We start from the raw sequence: 16,596 nt of genomic DNA on the forward strand, positions 1-16,596 counted from the left end.
AGTCGTTATGATGGGGCCAAACACCGTCTTAGCCCATCCACAGGAGGCTCCATGTCCCGTTCCACGACTGACTCTTCTTCCCAGTACACTCCTGCCCTGATTGTTCGTCAGGCGTCGCCGCCCAATTTGGAAACCCCCTTCTACGCGCTGGACGGACGGCTGACCCCGCAACCCAGTCATTATGTCCGCAGCCATTTTCCTGTGCCGTCCCTGGACGCACAGACGTGGCGCTTGGAGGTGGGCGGCGGGGTGGCCTCTCCCCTGTCGCTGTCTCTGGAGGAATTGCGGGCCATGCCGTCCCACACGCTGAGTGCCACGATGGAATGCGCGGGCAACGGGCGGGTTTACCTGTCGCCGCGTATGCCGGGGGTGCAGTGGGATCTGGGCGCAGTGGGAACGGCGGAATGGACTGGGGTGCTGCTGCGCGACGTGCTGGAGCGGGCCGGGATTCAAGGTGGGGCATTGGAAGTGGTTCTGGAGGGGGCCGATAAGGGAACGCTGACCGATCCGGGCCGCACCCCCGGCGAGATTCGCTACGCCCGCAGTGTGCCGCTGGCAAAGGCGCAAGGCGACGTGCTGCTGGCCTACGCCATGAACGGGCAGCCGCTGACGCCGGATCATGGCTTTCCACTGCGGGCCGTGGTGCCGGGCTGGTATGGGATGGCCGCAGTAAAATGGCTTTCCACTTTGCACGTCACGGACACGCCGTACCAGGGCTTCTTTCAGACCATTGATTACAGTTACTGGCAACAGCGGGATGGCCTCTCGCCGCAGATGGTCCCCATGACCGCCATGCAGGTCAAGGCGCAGATTGCCCGCCCTGCCCCGCACGGCAGCGTGACGGCGGGCCGCGTTTCCGAAATCATCGGCACAGCATGGACGGGTGAGGGCGACGTGACGCGGGTGGAGGTCAGCACAGACGGCGGCCAAACATGGGCCAATGCGGAATTTCTGGACCCATCCGAACCGCACATCTGGCGCAGATGGAGATTGGAATGGCACACGCCCCAGCAGCCCGGACGCGTCACGCTGATGGCCCGCGCCACCGATTCGGCAGGCCGCACCCAGACGGAGGGCCACGACGCTGGACGGGGCGGCTACATGATCAACTTTCCGCTGCCCATCATGGTTTACGTCAAGGCTGAGGAGTTGTGACCACACCCGAACGCGTGATTCCAGACGCTGACTTGACGAATCTGGCCGCTGAACTGGAGGGCGCTGAGACCAGCGGTGTGCAGATCGCCCCTTTCTCCGAACGCTATCCAGGCATGACCTTTGCCGATGCCTACGCGGTGCAGCGGGCCTGGGTGGGCCTCAAGCTGGACGCGGGCAGACGGGTGCGCGGCCACAAGATTGGGCTGACCTCGCGGGCCATGCAACTGGCCTCGCAGATCACCGAGCCGGATTACGGCACGTTGCTGGACAGCATGTTCTACGAGCCGAATGGCGACATTCCACTGTCCGATTTCGTTGCGCCCAAAGTGGAGGTGGAATTGGCCTTCCTCCTCAAAGACGATTTACAGGGGCCAGGAGTGACGCTGTTTGACGTGCTGCGGGCCACTGAATACGTCACCCCCGCTGCCGAGATCATTGACGCACGCATCCAGCGGGTCAGTGTCGCGACGGGCAAACCGCGCCGGGTCTTCGACACCATCAGCGACAATGCGGCCAACGCTGGGATTATCGTGGGCGGCAACGCGGTCAGGCCGGACGCCCTGGACCTGCGCTGGGCAGCGGCGCTATGCATCCGTAACGGCGTGATCGAAGAAACGGGGGTGGCGGCAGGGGTACTGGGGCATCCAGCGCAGGGCATCGCCTGGCTAGCGAACCGTCTGGCCCCGCATGGCGAGGATCTGAAGGCTGGAGAACTGGTCCTGTCAGGCTCATTCACGCGCCCGGTGGATATCGCTTCGGGGGACGTGTTTACCTTTGATTACGGACCTCTGGGCACATTTTCGTGCCGTTTCGCCGGACAGGCGCGTGGAGCAACTCATGGCTGAAAACACGTTCAAAACAGCTCTCCAACGTGGCGATCCCCTTTACGGTTTGTGGCTGGCACTGGCCGATTCCTATAGCGCTGAGGTCTGTGCCGGGGCAGGCTTTGACTGGTTGCTGATCGATAACGAACACGCGCCCAATGACCTCCGCAGCACGCTGGCGAGTTTGCAGGTGCTGGCCGCGTACCCAGCGGTGACTCCGCTGGTGCGTCCGCCCGTGGGCGATGCGGTGGGCATCAAGCGACTGCTGGACATCGGCGCACGCAACATCCTGATCCCGATGGTGGAAAGCCCTGAACAGGCGCGCGAACTGGTCTCCGCCACCCGCTATCCGCCGCGCGGCGTACGCGGTGTGGGTGCATCGTTGGCCCGTGCCAGCGGCTTCGGGCGGGACGCCGCCTACCTGAATCACGCGGACGATGGCGTCTGCTTACTGCTTCAAATTGAGTCCAGAGCAGGACTGGAGGCTCTGGCCGAGATCGCGGCGGTGGACGGTGTGGACGGCGTGTTCATCGGCCCGGCTGACCTCGCAGCCTCGTTCGGGCAACTGGGAAACCCTGGTCACGCGGATGTTCAGAACGCCATCAGGGACGCAGCGACGCAAATCCGGAGGGCGGGGAAGGCGGCCGGCATCCTCTCCACCGATGAAGCGCAGGCCCACACCTATCTGGAATGGGGCTACACGTTCGTCGCCGTAGGAACGGACGTGACGCTACTTTCTCGCGCCAGTACGGCATTGGCGGCGCGTTTCAAGAAGAGTTGAAAGTTGCTCGTCACGTGACGAGCAACTTTTGCCCACGGTTGTCCCGGCCCGTGTCCACTACCCTGCGGCCATGATCGTCGCCTTCGTCAACCCACAACCCACCCTCTACACCACGGACCCCACTGCCGAGCAGGAACGCACGGCGTCGGGCCTTTCCATGTTGCTCCAGCAGGCCGAACTGATTCCCGTGACCGGGCTGGACGAGGCCGAACTGCTGTCGGTTCCGGCGGCTTTCACCTCCTGGCAGATCCTGCGGCACGGCGCGGTGGTGATTGGCCCGGACGGGCTGGAGGACCCTGCGTGGCGGCGGCTGACGCTGGAAACGCAACGCCTTCGGGCGGAGGGCCTGCGGCTGGCCCACACGGCGGCCACGCATATCAGCCAGTTGGGGCAACTGGGGTTGGAGGTCACGCTGGAGGAGCATTCCGGCCTACCGCTGCTGGCGCGCTTGGTTCACCCATACGGGCTGGAACTGGCCCTGCTTCAGGCCGAGCGTGAGTTGCACGAGTGGCTGGACGGCGGCCCCTTCCAGGCAGATTTCCGGGTTCTCAACCAGGGCGAGAGCCTGACCCTGCTGCCGCGCGAACTGACCCCTGAAAGTGCCGTGAATTATGTGCTGGACCAGTTGCCCGCCGAGGTGACCCTGACCCTGGGTGTCAGCGCGCAGGAGGGCGACGCCGCCTTTCTGGCGCTGTGCGATTACGCCATGATTCCCGGCGAGAGTGGGTGGCTCAGCCGGGCCGAGATCGCTGAGGACGAGGACTGAAGTTTGGAGAGCCGGGCGTGACTTGACCATCTGCCCAGCCACCCAAACTGGCATCTTCAGACCATCTGCGGGCCAGTCAGGCTCTAAAGTGCCCTGTGCCCCACAAGGACGAGACCGCATGACCGACCTCCAGCCCCTGCCCCGCATCCACGATCTGGGGCTGCTCAGTGACCGCCGCAGCGCAGCGCTGGTCACTTCGCTGGGCGAGGTGGTCTGGTACTGTCCTGGTCGCTTCGATGCGCCCTCGTTGCTGGCGCGTCTACTGGATGAGGCGCGCGGCGGCTCGTGGGCCATCCAGCTCGCAGGCGCGGTGCAGGGCAGACGCCGCTACCTGGGTGACGGTGGCCATCTGGAAACGGTCCTGCGTGCCGGGGGTGGGGAGCTGACCATCACCGATTTCATGCCCTTTGGTGAGGGGTTGCCGCATGGCATCTGCCGAGTTTTCTCAAGTGCTGCACAGGCTTACCGGCTGGTCCTGAATGCCGCCCCCGACTATGCCCGCCGCGCCGTGACCCTGGAGCAGCAGAGCGCGGCGGTGCGGATCGACGGGCAGCACTGGCTGTACGCCTCACATCTGCCCCGCATCACGGGGGACTCGGTGGTGGTGGAGGTGCCGCAGGACGAGGCGGCCTGGGCCTTTCTGAGCGATGAACGGCTGGAGTCGCCCGACTGGGAAACCGTGACGCGCTGGTGCGCGAAGTCGCTGCTGAGCTGGCAGGAACTGACCACCCACGCCACCTATCACGGCCCCTATGAGGAAGCCGCGCGGGCCTCGCTGCGGACGCTGCGGCTGCTGACCGATCACGCGGGCAACGCGACCATCGCGGCCCCCACCACCAGCCTGCCAGAAGTGCCAGGCGGTCAGAAGAACTGGGATTACCGCTACGTCTGGCTGCGCGACGCGGGCATGGTGGTCAGCGCCCTGACACGGGCCGGGGGCGACGGGCAGGAGGGGCGGGCCTTTCTGGAGTTCATCTGCGCCCAGGCCACGCCGCAGAACGGCCTCCCCGCGCCGCCCTTCATGACGGTGGATGGCGGCCAGCCACCCGAAGAAACACAACTGGACCTGAGCGGGTACGAGAACAGCCGCCCGGTGCAGATCGGCAACGGGGCGCGCGGGCAATTGCAACTGGACGCTTACGGCAACGTGCTGCTGGCCGCCAAGCTGATCTACGAGCGCTTTGACGTGCGCGACGAAGAGGGAACCCTTGAACACTGGGGGGTGGTGGAGCGGTTCGCTGAATTTCTGGCGGACCACTGGCAGGACGATGATTACGGCATCTGGGAGGAGCGCCAGAAGCGGCCCTACGTGGCGGGCAAGGTGCTGGCCGCCGTGGCGCTGGAGTACATCGCCCAATACAGCGAGGAACCCGCACAGGCCGCGCGCTGGAAGGCGGCGGCGGCGGCGGCGCGGCAGTGGGTCATGGCCAATGCCCTGAATGCCGAGGGTGCCTACGCCTACGTGGCCGGGGAAGAGGGTGTGGATGTGACGGCGGCCCTGTATCCGGTGTGGGGCTTCTGCGCCCCCGACTCCCCGGAGATGCTGGCGACGGTGGCCGTCCTGGAACGCGAGTCCTGTCAGGACCACCTGTACTGGCGCTTTCTGGCCGACGACCAGACGCATGAGGAAGGCGCATTCCTGGCCGGGACGCTGTGGGTGGCCCAGTACTGGGTGATGCGCGATCCGGCGCGGGCGCGCGTGATCCTGGACGCGGTGCTGGCCTATGGGGGCGATCTGGGCCTGCTGCCCGAGATGGCCGATCCCCGGACCCGCCAGCCATTGGGTAATGTGCCGCAAACCTTCGTTCATGCCGCACTGATCGGTCTGGTAGTGGATCTGGCCGAGGCTGAGACTGCCGGGACTGCATCTGCTGGAACTGCATCTGCCGGGTCCACATCCTGACGCGCTACCCTGGGCCGTGCGAACCATTGATCTGCTGAGGCTGGCTGGCCTGGGACTGCTGCGCCGCCCGGTGCGAACCGTCCTGACAGCACTGGGACTGGCAGTGGCGCTGGGCAGCATGCTTATTTTTCTGTCGCTGGGCGAGGGCCTGCGGGATGTGTTCGCCGCTGAACTGGGCACGGTGGGACCGGACCTTCAGGTGGCGAGTACGCGGGCAGGGGAGACCCTCCTGCCGCACATGGACATGAATCCGGCGGTGGTAGAAACACTGAAAAAGCTGTCTCCCGCGCTGGGTATCACGGCCCTGACTCCGGTGGCCGCCACCATCCGGCAGTCGCTGGACCCGGCCCAGAGCGCGGTGTTCTATGGTCTGCCCGCCAGCAGTGGCATCGACGCCATGTTCACGGGTGTGCGGCCAGCCCAGGGCCGCCTGCTGGATCCGGGCGACGCGGGAAAGAATGTGACCGTGCTGGGGGCCAAGGCCGCGCAGAATCTGGGACTGAGGCTCGGCGACACCCTGGAGCTGACCCGGCGGGGGAGTGCGCGGGTGGTCGGCATCCTCCAGCCGGAAAGCGCGCTGACCGACACCTTCGCTTTCCTGCCCATCGAAGCCGTGCAGCGCGCCTTTGGCGTGGGGAACAACCTCTCGCTGGTGGCGCTGCGCCTGAAGAACCCTGCCGACGCGGACCGGGTGGCCGCCGCGCTGGCAAAGCAACCACAGGTGGGTGGACTGGGCCTGAAGATCAGCACCCGCGCGGACGTGGTGGGCAATATCGGCAAAGTGCTGAACAGCGCTGACATTCTCAGCGTCTGCCTGTCGGCCATCGCCCTGATCGTGGGCGGGCTGGCTGTGGTCAATACCGTGCTGATGGGTGTCTACGAGCGCACCCGCGAATTCGGCACCCTGCGGGCCATCGGGGCGCGGCCCGCCTTCGTGCGGCGGCTGGTGCTGAGCGAAACCGTGTTGCTGTCGGTGCTTGGGGGTGTGATGGGGCTGGGACTGGCGGGCCTGGGCGTGCGCGGCATCAACGTCTACACCCAGAATCTGGCAGGCTTCAATGGCGCGGCCCTGACCCCACGCCTGATCCTGGTGGGTCTGGGCGTGGCGCTGGCGCTGGGCCTGCTGGCCGGACTGTGGCCTGCCCGCAGCGCTGGGCGCGTGACCGTGGTGGACGCGCTGGGACGGCTCTAGGGAATGCTTCCGGTCCCGGCGAAACTGGGCGGCGCGGCGCTGCTGGTGGTGCTGACTGCCTGGGGGCTGAGCCGTGTTACTGGATTTCACACCCTCCTCTTCGCGCTGGGGGTTCAGGTGCTGTTGATGTGGTGGGCGCTGTACCTGCTGGCCCTGACCAGGCCGATGCTACGTGGTTCATTTTTTACCGTTGGTGACTGGGAAGTCCCCTTCTATAAAAGGCTGGGAGCGCCAGTTTTTGCCAATCTTCTCAGGTGGGTGGGCTGGGAACGATTGCGCCGGGATGCGCGCGGCTTCGGCGGCACGCGCGCATCCCTGGCGCGCCTGGATCACGCCACCCGCGAGGCGGAATACAGCCACCTGCTGCTGGCGCTGATCTGCCTGGGCCTAGCCGTGGGCGCGCTGCGGCTGCGCGCTGCCGATACCGCCGGATGGCTGCTGCTGACCACCATCCCCACCCACCTCTACCCGGTGATGTTGCAGCGAAGCCTGCGCTGGCGGTTGCAGCGGATCGGCATCAAAGACTGACGACTCGCTCCACTGCACGTCCCGTCCGCGCCAACTGTTCCACCAGCGTCGCGGCCTCGTTCGGCGCGTCGTGCAGGTGCATCTCGGTTCCCAGCGCCTTCGCCCGCTGCCGCTGGGGGCTGTTGCCCAGCAGGCCCAGCACCGCGCGGCGAATGCTCTCATGGGTGGGTCGGGCTGTCCGCAAATTCAATCCCACTCCCGCGTAGGCTACGCGGCCCGCCACCTCCGTCTTGTCCTCGCTGCCGCCCGCGACCACCACCGGGACGCCGTGCGCCAGCGCCGACTGCACGCCGCCGTAGCCACCATTGGTCACGTACACCGAGACGTGTGGCAGCAGCGCCGCGAAAGGAACGAAGGCCGCTGTGCGGGCGTTGCCCGGCAGACTGTCCAGACCATCCGCACCCGCCGCGATCACCAGCACGTCCTCATTTTCCAGCGCCCTCAGGGTGGGCAGGATCAGCTCACGCGGATCGGTGGCGAGGGTGCCCTGGGTCACCAGCACCACTGGACGTTTTGCTTCCAGAACGTCCGGCCACCATACGGGCAGGTGCATCTGCGCCGGAACAGGCGGCGTGATTGGACCGATGAAATGCAGGGTGCGCGGCAGATCGCTTTGTGGGTACTCGAAGCCGGGGACGGTGGGCTGAAGCATCAGGTGGGGCGAGGGCGGCAGGGCGAAGGGCCGGGGCCGCACGCCCATGCGCCCGCAGGCTGACGCCAGATCGTGCGACGCCGCGCCAAAGACGATCTGCTGCGTCAGCCAGTGCAGGACGCGGTTTCTGATCCGGCCTGCGGGCGTGGCAGAAGGAGGTAGCCCCAGTCCAAAGGGCGCGGTGTCACGGCTCTGGATGCCCAGCGGCAAGACGCCCAGCAGCGCGCAGGGTGGCCCCCCCACCTCCGCGTGCAGCAGGGCGGCCACCAGCGTCTGATCGGCCAGCACGGCGTCGGCGGGCCAATCCCGCTGTATCTGCCGCAGATCGTGCATGTTGCCCTCGATCCCGCCCACGAAAATCTGTTGCACGTCGTATTGCAATTGCCGCAGACCGCGCCGCCGATTGCGCTGCGGGAAAGTGGCTCCAAAATCGGCATCGTCGAAATCGCGGGCATGGACGAAGGGCAGAAATTCGGCCCCAGCCGCCTCTACCCGCGCCGCGTACCTGCGCCCGGTGTACCAGCGGACGGCATGCCCGCGCCGCGCCAGCTCCCGCACGATGGGCAGCAGCGGCAGCACATGCCCGGCGATGGGCTGCGAGGCGATCAGGATGCGGGACGTACCAGAATCCCCAGCAAGTTCAGAACCCTGCAATCTGTATTTGATGTGACCATTGTCAAGACTCTACAGCCAGCGCATCGTGAATGCCTGGGCCAGCAGCGGCTCGGCAGTGGGGGAGAGGAGAACCTTCTCGATCAGGCGTTCGCGCCAGCGTTGTGCCCGTGCGCCCGCTGGACGGCCCGCTGCCATATTCAATTCTGCCTGATGGCCCGCGATCCGGGCAGAGCGCAGGCGGGTGCGCTCGAAGTGCTGCCAGTCTGCGCCCCCGCTCGCCAGAGCCTGCTCCAGCAGTGGGGCCAGCGTGGCGGCGTCCAGCCAGCCCAGGTTCATGCCCTGCCCGCCAATCGGGCTGACCACATGCGCGGCGTCCCCGATCAGCACGGCCCGCCCGCGCACCATCTCTGGCACACGGTGGCGGCGGACCTCGAAGGCGCTGAGCATCCGGCACTCGGCGGCGGGAACGTGCAGGCCAGTGCGCCGGGCAATCACCTCGGTCAGCTCCAGGGCGGAGGCGGCCCCCGAAAGCTGATCTCCGGTGTGGACCACCCAGCGCCTTCCCTGCCGCGGCAGCGGAAAGGACTCCACCACGCCACCCCCGGTCAGCGACACCAGCGCCGTGTGCCCCAGCGGCGTGGTGTCGGGAAAGTCCCCCATCAGGTATTTGTCGGGGTAGAGGTGGCCGGGGTAGGGGAGACCCAGCGCCTCCCGCACGCGGCTGCGCCAGCCGTCCGCGCCGATGACGTAACGGGCACGGAGTTCCAGCGGCCTGCCGTTCTGAGAGGTTGTGACATGCAGGCCCTTGGCCTCTTCCCGGAGTTCCAGCAACTCCACGCCCGCGCAAAACGAGCCGGGCGCGAGTTCGGCCAGTCGGCGGCGCAGAACAGCCTCGGTATCGCGCTGGGGCAGCGAGAGGATAAATGGAAACTCCGCTGAGGCTGTTGCAAAACCCAGTTCACCCAGCGGCCCGTTCTCGCCCGTGACCAGACCACGCGTGATCCGCAGCCCCTCCGCCAGCAGCGGTTCAGTCAGTCCTACCTGGCGGAAGGCTTCCAGCGCAGGAGGATGAATGCCGATGGCGCGGGAATGCTGCCCTGGAGAACCTCGCCGTTCCAGCACGCGGAAGCTCAGGCCACGTTTGGCCAGCAGACAGCCCAGGAACAGCCCGACTGGACCGCCCCCGACAATCAGCACGTCCAGCATCGGCTCAGCCACGGCCTGGAGCCTCGTACATCAGCAGGTTGCGGAAGGGAATCAGTGTTCTGACTGTCCAAGCCGTCGGGGCCAGCCCTCTTAACTCGGCAGCAGTAAAACTGCGGCGGATGGACAGAAGACCGTCCTCACCAATGAACGATCCTCGGAACAGCGGCGCGATTCCGGCCCGGAAGCCCAGATACGCCAGCGGACTGCGCTGGATGTCGCTGTGGACCACCAGACCTGAACACAGCACCTCGCTGTCGGCCAGCAAGGCATCCAGCTCCGGGACAGTCAGGTGGTGCAGCAGGTGGTTGGAGATCACCAGATCAAAACGCTGCTCCTCCTCTACCAGATCGCCGCTCATGGCCTGCCGGAAGTGCAGACCGGAAACAGGCGGCTGCGCCCCGGCAAAGGCGATGGCCCGCGGGTCGGCATCGATGGCCGTGATCCGCACGGTAAAACCATCGCGCGCCGCCCAGTGGGCCAGAGCACGCGGCACGTCGCCCCCGCCGCAGCCGATGTCCAACAGCGTATTCGGGCGCGAGGCCGAGAGCCGGGGGCGCAGGAATTGCCTGTAGACCTGCCGCCAGCCCGCCACCAGTCCATTGACTGCGCCAAACTGCGCGTAGGTCTGATTGAGTTCCTGGAGATCACACTGGGGATCATCCATGCGTTCGGCCAGTTGAATCTCGCGCATGGAGAAGGAGCCTGGGGAGATCACCGCACCCCGACCAGTTCGCCCTGCCGCCCTGCCATCATGGGGTCAGCCAGCACAGGGTCAGCACAGCCCACTGCGCCGCTCAGCAGCCCCATTTCCACGGTCAGGCCCGGCCCGAAGGCCATCGCGCAGACACGCTCACCTTCCGGCACGGTGTTCAACAGATCGCGCAGGATAAACAGAATCGTGGCGCTGCTCATGTTGCCGTACTGCCGCAGAATCTCGCGCGAGGGCCGCATCTGTTCATCGCTCAGCTTCAGACTGCCCTGCACCTTGTCCAGAATGCTGCGCCCGCCGGGGTGGACGGCCCAGTGTTCGACTCCGGCGTGCCGGGCATCGGCCAGCGCGGGTTCGTGGTCCAGCAAGGGTGACAGCGCGCCCTCGATATGCGATTCGATAATGGACGGCACGTAGCTGCTCAACACCATCTCGTAGCCCTGATCGCCAATCGTCCAGGCCATCTCTGCCTCGCCCACGCCGGGGGGGGTTAGGGTGGTCTCGAAGTGATCCATTCGCAGGGCGCGCTGCCCGGCTGCCGGGGGCCGGGCGCTGACCAGTGCAGCGGCGCAGCCATCCGCGAACACCGAGGCGGCGATGATGGTGTCGGGGTCTGGTGCGGCGCGCATGTGCAGGGTACACAGCTCGGCGCTGACCACCAGCACGGCGGCATCGGGGTCCGCCTGACAGAACGCTTTTGCCATCTTCAGCGCGGGAAAGGCCGCGTAGCAGCCCATGAATCCAACATGGTAGCGGCCCACGTCCCCGCCCAGCCCCAGCGCCCGCACGATGGCGTAATCCGGCCCCGGTGCAAAAAAGCCCGTGCAGGACACCGTGATGACGTGTGTGATGTCGGCGGCCTCAAAGGGACTGTCTTCCAGCACCTTGCGGGCGGCCTCCACATACAGCTTGGTGGCTTCCTGGGCGTAGACGATGTTGCGCTGTCCGGTGGTGGGCGTGAGCATGCGTTCAGTGGCTGGATCGTAGAACAGACCCGCTTCGCCGTCCGTATCGGCAAATTCCCTAACCACGCTGTAGCGCTGATCGATCCCCGAGGCGTTGAAGGCGGCCCCGGTCAGCCGTTTGGCCAGGCGGTCCAGTTCCGGCTGCGCCTTGATCACGTCACGGATGACCGACTGGGGGTAGGCGGTCTCGGGCAGTGCCAGAGCGATGTTGTGAAGGTAGACGGGCATGGCCCAGATTAGGGGTTGAAGCTGACCCCGAGTGGGGGAATTGCACAAGAATTGCGCAACGGTCAGGGCATATCCGGGACATCCGTCCCCAGAGGTGATTGAGCGGTGGAAAATACCGTATCTGTCGATCTGTACAGTCTGAGTATTGTCTCTGGGCAGAAGACTTCCAGTCCATCCACCTCCTGTACCTGCCAGGATTCGCGCGCCTGGACGGCAAGCGGGTTTCCATCTGTCAGATACGCTGGTGGGGGAGAGGAAAGACGCAACCTTCCAGAGATTTAAGACCATAGGGGGGTCCTAGATCAGAGGTAAAATCTGGCCGTGAATCCTGCCCCGCTGCCCCTCTTTCCGAGCGCCGCCCACCTTGACTAGAGGCTTGCAGCTTCAGGCGCTGGCTGGGCTGCCGCGCAACGCCCGCAACGCCATTCTGATGGAGCCGTTGTGGGGGGTTTTCGGCGTGGTGGTGCTGTATTACGCGCCGCTGTATATGAGCAGCGTGGGCCTATCCAGCACGCAGATCGGGCTGCTCGGCTCGATGACGCTGGCGCTTTCCTTTCTGTTTCAGGCGGTGGCCGCACCGATCACCAACCGTGTGGGCCGCAAACGCACCACATTGATCGGCGATCTGATCTCGTGGACGATGCCCATGTTCGTATGGGCGTTCGCCAATTCTTTCGCCGCTTTCGCTCTGGCCGCCGTGCTGGCCGCCAGCGGGCGCATCGTGACCGTCTCGTGGAGCCTGCTTCTGATCGAGGACGTCGAGGAATGGCAGCGGGCGCGCGTCTTCGGCATCATCAACCTGATCGTGACGGTCTGCGGCCTGCTGACGCCGCTGGTGGGGCTGGTGATCGCGCAGCATGGCGTGACGGCCACCATGCGCGGCTTTTACATCCTGGGCGGCGTCGGCATGACCGTCATGTTCCTGTGGCGCAACGCGATCACCGATGAAACCCGCAGCGGCGTGGCCGCAATGGCGCAGCACCGCGAACTGGGCCTGAGCCAGAGCGTGCGCCACACCCTGGGACTGGTGGCAGGCATGCGCGGTCATCCCGGTCTGATGGGCATCACCGCCTTCTACCTGCTGACCGTGTTCATTGAGCAGCTCAGCCTGTTTCAGATTCTCTTCCTGCAACAGACGCTGAATTTCAGTGCCCAGACGCTGTCCTTCGTGCCGTTCGTGGCCGCCTTTGTGACCCTGCTGCTGTACGGCGTGGCCCTGCCCCGGCTGTCGCGGCTGCCGCTGGGCCGCACGCTGATGGTGGTCCGTGCGCTGGGACTGGTTGGGGCGGTGGCGCTGTTGTTTGTTCCCGCAGGAAACACGGCGGCCATGCTGGCGGCAGTGGGCCTGCTGGGCGGCGTGACCTTCCTGACGCTGACCTACCGCGACGCTGCCCTGTTCAGCCGCCTGCCACAGAACGGCACGGCTGATCTGTTCTCAGCCGTGCAGACCCTGACCCTGCTGTGCGCCATTCCAGCGGCGGGTCTGGCCGGGGCATTGTTTGCCGCCTCACCGCGCAGCCTGTTCGTGCTGATCGCCGCGCTGTGTGCCGTGCTGTTGCTGCTGGCCGTCTGGCTGGCCCGCCGGGAGGAGAGGCCGCAAGCGACGGGGGCCTGACCAATGGTTCGGACGCTTTTGGCTACGCTCTGGTAACAATAGCCGGAAAGTGGTTGTGGGCGGCCATGCCAGCTTCCTCCTCTAACCTCTCGCGGTACGAGCCATACCCATCCCTACAATTGGGGAGCAGCTAAAAATCTCGTGTTGATCGCGTGATCATCCCTCAAATTTGGCAACTGTTCGAACCATTGCTGATACGGATTCCATCCTTTTCAGTTAAGCACTATAGTGATGGTCCATTCCTGATACTGCCACTTTGGAGTCCGTTGCCCCTCCAGCACTGGTCATACGGACTCCGATTGAAAGGTGTCGAAGACATCTGGAAGTCCGAACGGAGCGAGAAGGAGAAAAATGGGTTCTGGGCATGGAGTGCAGGAATCGGGACAGCGCCGATTCCTGCACGAAATAGACGGAGTCCGTATCAGTTCTGCCAGTGGCTGTGGCGAGCGGTTAAACGCAGGTATGGGGACGCCTGCAGCCAGAAGACAGGGCGGCCTGTCAGATCCTCTGCAGAAAGTTCACGTTACCAGCGCTGGACTGACAGCCCGCTCAGGCCGTCGCGCCGCGCACGTTCAATTCGATGCGGTAGAGGCTGGTACTGGCAGCCGTGAAGAGGGTGGAACCGTCCTGCCCTCCGAAGGTCAGGTTGCCGATAGCCTCCGGCACGTTGATCTCGCCAAGGCAGGTGCCATCTGGCGCGAAGACCTGCACGCCGCTGCCGCTGCTGGTCCAGACATCGCCGTGAACGGCCACCCGGAAACCGTCGGGAAAGCCCGGCGAGACCTCAACAAACAGGCGGGCATTCGTCGCCTGACCGTCCACCAAGTCGTGGGCCAGGATGTGGTGATGCCGCTCGGGCCAGTAGGTTTCAGTGGGGTGGGTGCCCGCCGTATCGCCCACGTACAGCACCGATTCGTCCGGGAAGGCCAGTCCATTGGGACAGACCATCCCTCTTATCACCACCCGAATGTCTCCAGTTTCCGGGTCAAAGCGGTAGACCTCCTGCCCCGACTGCTCCTGCGTGCCGCCGTAGCCTTCATGCGACTGGATCAGCCCGACCCGGTACGTGCCGTTGATCCGGGTGAGAATAGCGTAGAGGGAATGGACGGCCACCCGTATCGACGTGGCTTTGCTCTGGTTAAACCTCCACCAGATCAGCCGTCTGTCTCTCCTGTAGGCGCTTGAAAGTGGCCAGCGCCTGGGCCACCACCTGATCCATGTTGTAGTACTTATAGGTTGCCAGGCGTCCCACGAACGTCACGCCTGGCTCCGCCCTGGCCAGCGCCTCGTATTTTTTGTACAGCTCGGCATTCTCGGGGCGCGGAACCGGGTAATAGGGATCGCCCTCTGCTTGCGGATACTCGTAGACCACACTGGTGCGCTCGTGGCGCTGCCCCGTGATGTACTTGAATTCGCTGATGCGCGTGTAGGCGTAATCGTTGGGATAATTGACCGTTCCTACAGCCTGGAACTGCGGTCTGTCGTGCGTCTCGTGCCGGAATTCCAGGCTGCGGTAGGGCAACTTGCCGTACTGATGATCAAAGAAAGCGTCCACCGGGCCGGTATAGATCAGGTGGCCGTGCGGAATCAGATCCAGAATTTCCCGGTAATCGGTGTTCAGCATGATCTTGATGTTGGGTCTGTGCAGCATCGCCTCGAACATGCGGGTGTAGCCGTGCAGCGGCATGGCCTGATAGGTGTCCGCAAAATAGCGGTCATCCCGGTTGGTGCGGGTGGGCACGCGGGCCGTCACGCTGGCGTCCAGTTCGCTGGGGTCCAGACCCCACTGCTTGCGGGTGTAGCCCCGGAAGAACTTGTTGTAAAGGTCGCGCCCTACCTTCCCCACCACCACGTCCTCGCTGGTTCGGACCTGCTCCACTGGCTCGGCCACCGAGGCGAAGAATTCCTCCACCTGAAAGGCGGTCAGGTTCAGGCCGTACAGGCGGTTGACCGTATCCAGATTGATAGGAATGGGCAATTCCTGCCCGTCCACGCTGGCCAGGACGCGGTGCTGGTAGGATCGCCACTCGGTAAAGCGCGACAGGTAGGCGAAGACCTCGGCGCTGTTGGTGTGGAAGATATGGGGGCCATAGGGGTGGATCAGGACGCCCGCATCGTCGTAGCGGTCATAGGCGTTGCCGCCGATGTGGGGGCGGCGGTCCACGATCAGCACCCGCTGGCCTGCGCTCGCCAGCCGTTCGGCCAGCACGCTGCCTGCGAAGCCTGCGCCCACGATCAGGTAGTCAAAACCGGCTGGGGCCGCGCCATTCAGTTCAGGAATTTCAGTCATCGGAACCCGTCAGCAGCGCGTGGGACGCCAGAGCAGAGAGGCGGGTAATGGGAGCGGCGTCCTCGATCAGTTCGGCCATCTGCGCCCAGGTGCGGTCCCAGGACAGCGCGCTGAGGTACTGGTCTGCGCGTTCCTGACGCTGCCGAGCGCCGTGCGTCCCCGCCTCGTCCAGCACCGCCTTGCAGGCGTATTCGAAAGCATCTGGAGTGTCGGCGATGTGCGCCAGTTTCAGATCGCCGTAGGGGCGGACCACGTCGCGGATGCCGGTGGAGACCACGCCGACGCCCGCCGCCAGGTATTCCGGCGTCTTGGTGGGGCTGATGAACTCGGTGGCGGCATTGCGCGCAAACGGCAGCAGGGCCACGTCCCAGTGGGCCAGGTAGGCAGGCAACTCGGCATAGCTCTTCATACCCAGGTAATGGATATTGGCGGCGCGCGGCAGCTCAGCGGGATCGATCTTGACCACCGGTCCGATCAGTACGAACTGCCACTCCGGCTGACGCCGGGCCACTTCAGCGATCAGAGCCGTGTCAAAGCGCTCGTCGATCACGCCGTAAAAGCCCAGGCGGGGGCGCGGCAACGTGGCCTGATCCGCCGGGTCCTGCAACCCTCCGCGGGCCTGAGCGAAATGCCCGACGTCCACGCTGGAAGGAAAAGCATGCACATTGGGGTGGCGCTCGGACTTGGCCTCGTACAGCCGCTGACCACCGGTGAAGACCACCCCGGCACGGTCAAAAAGCTGCGCCTCACGCACGCGCAGCTCAGGAGGCGCGCCCCTGAAATTGGCCAGCTCGTCCATGCAGTCGTACACCGTGACACGTGGCTTCAGTCCCGCCGTGACGGGCAGTTCCATCGGAGTGTAGACCCACAGGTCATAGTCCAGCAGGCACTCGTCCTCCACCAGTTCGCCCAGCAGCCGCGCCGTGCGGGCCTGGGACTCGGCGGCGGAAAAGCCGCTCTGGATGTGTGGTGTGCAGACGGTGACGCCGCCCTCTAGCCTGGTTTTCAGGTGATCGCCGTGTTCCCCGAAGACCGGCTCCTCGAAGTAATACACGGCGCGACTGTGGGCGGCGCGGGTCATCAGGTGCTGGGGGCGCTGAAACACGAAATCCCAGCGCAGATGCGCCAGCACGATCAGGGCGGGGCTGGCGGCCATGTAGGGCCGGG

15 protein-coding genes are annotated in these 16,596 nt (G+C 65.2%); 8 read left to right on the forward strand and 7 right to left on the reverse strand.

Translation table 11 applies throughout. From position 1 onward, the window contains the following. The first annotated feature begins 51 nt into the window (after positions 1-51). The 7 genes from DAAJ005_RS01875 (at position 52) to DAAJ005_RS01905 (ending at position 7,149) form a co-directional block, all read left to right on the forward strand. Positions 52-1,155, forward strand: coding sequence for a sulfite oxidase (locus DAAJ005_RS01875; protein ID WP_151845616.1), 1,104 nt, complete (start codon positions 52-54; stop codon positions 1,153-1,155). Next, positions 1,152-2,000 (forward strand): 2-oxo-hept-4-ene-1,7-dioate hydratase, encoded by an 849-nt coding sequence (hpaH, locus tag DAAJ005_RS01880; RefSeq protein ID WP_151845617.1) that lies wholly within the window; start codon positions 1,152-1,154, stop codon positions 1,998-2,000. Before DAAJ005_RS01875 ends, hpaH begins: the two co-directional genes overlap by 4 nt. Further along, positions 1,993-2,760 (forward strand): aldolase/citrate lyase family protein, encoded by a 768-nt coding sequence (locus DAAJ005_RS01885; RefSeq protein ID WP_151845618.1) that lies wholly within the window; start codon positions 1,993-1,995, stop codon positions 2,758-2,760. Before hpaH ends, DAAJ005_RS01885 begins: the two co-directional genes overlap by 8 nt. Positions 2,761-2,830: 70 nt before the next feature. Continuing rightward, positions 2,831-3,526: a hypothetical protein gene (locus tag DAAJ005_RS01890; RefSeq protein WP_151845619.1), complete on the forward strand. Its 696-nt coding sequence runs from the start codon at positions 2,831-2,833 to the stop codon at positions 3,524-3,526. 118 nt (positions 3,527-3,644) lie between these two features. Further along, positions 3,645-5,429 (forward strand): glycoside hydrolase family 15 protein, encoded by a 1,785-nt coding sequence (locus DAAJ005_RS01895; RefSeq protein WP_151845620.1) that lies wholly within the window; start codon positions 3,645-3,647, stop codon positions 5,427-5,429. Positions 5,430-5,445: 16 nt separating this feature from the next. Next, positions 5,446-6,621 carry an ABC transporter permease gene (locus tag DAAJ005_RS01900; protein ID WP_151845621.1) on the forward strand — a complete coding sequence of 392 codons (1,176 nt, stop codon included), beginning with the start codon at positions 5,446-5,448 and terminating at the stop codon, positions 6,619-6,621. A 3-nt stretch (positions 6,622-6,624) separates the two neighbouring features. Then, positions 6,625-7,149 carry a hypothetical protein gene (locus DAAJ005_RS01905; RefSeq protein ID WP_151845622.1) on the forward strand — a complete coding sequence of 175 codons (525 nt, stop codon included), beginning with the start codon at positions 6,625-6,627 and terminating at the stop codon, positions 7,147-7,149. Here the strand turns inward: DAAJ005_RS01905 and DAAJ005_RS01910 are convergent. Genes DAAJ005_RS01910 through DAAJ005_RS01925 form a run of 4 tightly spaced genes read right to left on the reverse strand, consistent with a single transcriptional unit; the run spans position 7,139 to position 11,524 of the window. Then, positions 7,139-8,455, reverse strand: a complete 1,317-nt coding sequence (locus tag DAAJ005_RS01910; protein ID WP_226342338.1) for a glycosyltransferase — start codon at positions 8,453-8,455, stop codon at positions 7,139-7,141. The genes DAAJ005_RS01905 and DAAJ005_RS01910 overlap by 11 nt on opposite strands. 30 nt (positions 8,456-8,485) lie before the next feature. Beyond that, a complete protein-coding gene (locus tag DAAJ005_RS01915; protein WP_226342339.1) occupies positions 8,486-9,634 on the reverse strand; it encodes an NAD(P)/FAD-dependent oxidoreductase in 1,149 nt (382 codons plus the stop codon). Further along, entirely contained in the window at positions 9,627-10,313 is a 687-nt protein-coding gene (locus DAAJ005_RS01920) for a class I SAM-dependent methyltransferase (RefSeq protein ID WP_151845623.1), read from the reverse strand. Before DAAJ005_RS01920 ends, DAAJ005_RS01915 begins: the two co-directional genes overlap by 8 nt. A 20-nt stretch (positions 10,314-10,333) precedes the next feature. Further along, entirely contained in the window at positions 10,334-11,524 is a 1,191-nt protein-coding gene (locus DAAJ005_RS01925) for a type III polyketide synthase (protein ID WP_151845624.1), read from the reverse strand. A gap of 376 nt (positions 11,525-11,900) precedes the next feature. Between DAAJ005_RS01925 and DAAJ005_RS01930 the strand changes: the two genes are divergently transcribed. Next, entirely contained in the window at positions 11,901-13,139 is a 1,239-nt protein-coding gene (locus DAAJ005_RS01930; RefSeq protein WP_226342340.1) for an MFS transporter, read from the forward strand. 549 nt (positions 13,140-13,688) lie between these two features. On the opposite strand, the gene DAAJ005_RS01935 is transcribed toward DAAJ005_RS01930, so the two are convergent. Genes DAAJ005_RS01935 through DAAJ005_RS01945 form a run of 3 tightly spaced genes read right to left on the reverse strand, consistent with a single transcriptional unit; the run spans position 13,689 to position 16,585 of the window. Further along, positions 13,689-14,252 (reverse strand): SMP-30/gluconolactonase/LRE family protein, encoded by a 564-nt coding sequence (locus DAAJ005_RS01935; protein ID WP_226342341.1) that lies wholly within the window; start codon positions 14,250-14,252, stop codon positions 13,689-13,691. A 25-nt stretch (positions 14,253-14,277) separates the two neighbouring features. Beyond that, complete coding sequence (gene glf, locus DAAJ005_RS01940; RefSeq protein ID WP_151845627.1) at positions 14,278-15,429, reverse strand: UDP-galactopyranose mutase; 1,152 nt, start codon at positions 15,427-15,429, stop codon at positions 14,278-14,280. Then, positions 15,422-16,585, reverse strand: coding sequence for a glycosyltransferase family 1 protein (locus tag DAAJ005_RS01945; protein WP_151845681.1), 1,164 nt, complete (start codon positions 16,583-16,585; stop codon positions 15,422-15,424). The genes glf and DAAJ005_RS01945 overlap by 8 nt, the downstream gene beginning before the upstream one ends. Positions 16,586-16,596 lie beyond the last annotated feature (11 nt).

Source organism: Deinococcus sp. AJ005 (genome assembly GCF_009017495.1).
Lineage (GTDB): Bacteria > Deinococcota > Deinococci > Deinococcales > Deinococcaceae > Deinococcus.